The sequence below is a fragment of the Parendozoicomonas verongulae genome (assembly GCF_009711465.1).
GTDB lineage: Bacteria > Pseudomonadota > Gammaproteobacteria > Pseudomonadales > Endozoicomonadaceae > Sansalvadorimonas > Sansalvadorimonas verongulae.
Genome location: NZ_SMME01000343.1, coordinates 1 through 590, shown reverse-complemented (window position 1 = coordinate 590; position 590 = coordinate 1). Strand labels below are relative to the sequence as shown.

Sequence of the window (590 nt, the reverse complement as noted above, 5' to 3'; positions counted from 1 at the left end):
TCAGCCTGACCAACGTGAACGACGATCCGGTGCTGGACTCCGGTGAAGCGGACAAAGCTTTTGAAGATGGCGAAGCGATCACGGCCATCAATGTCAAAGACAACTTCAGCGATGCAGACAATGATCCTTTAACACTGAGCGTGACGGGGCTACCTGCAGGCTTGAGTTTTGATTCGGACACCGGATTGATTACCGGAACGCTGGGTACCAGCGCCTCCCAGAGTGGGGCAGGCGGTGTTTATACCGTGCTTGTGGAGGCGGATGATGGCAACAATGGCACGGTAGCGCAGGACAGCTTCACCATCACTGTCACCAACCCGGCTCCTGATTTTACCGGAGAAACCGACGGGACAGACAACGATACCTACACCTTCAATAATGTTCCTGAAGGCACAGCCGCCGGTGTCATTGGCACTGTCACAGCCAACGATGAAGGGGACACGCTGACCTACACCCTGGAAAACGACCAGCGTGGCCTGTTCACTATTAACAGCACCAGTGGCGAGATCAGAACCACCCGCACGATTGATGATGCGGATCTGGATGATTACACCCTGACAGTGAATGTCTCCGATGGAGAAGGTGGCACC

At 54.7% G+C, this 590-nt stretch carries 1 protein-coding gene; it reads left to right on the top strand.

Annotation, left to right across the window (positions count from 1 at the left end):
* A partial coding sequence (locus tag E1189_RS00645; RefSeq protein WP_196220865.1) for a putative Ig domain-containing protein occupies window positions 1-590 on the top strand: 590 nt, incomplete at both ends.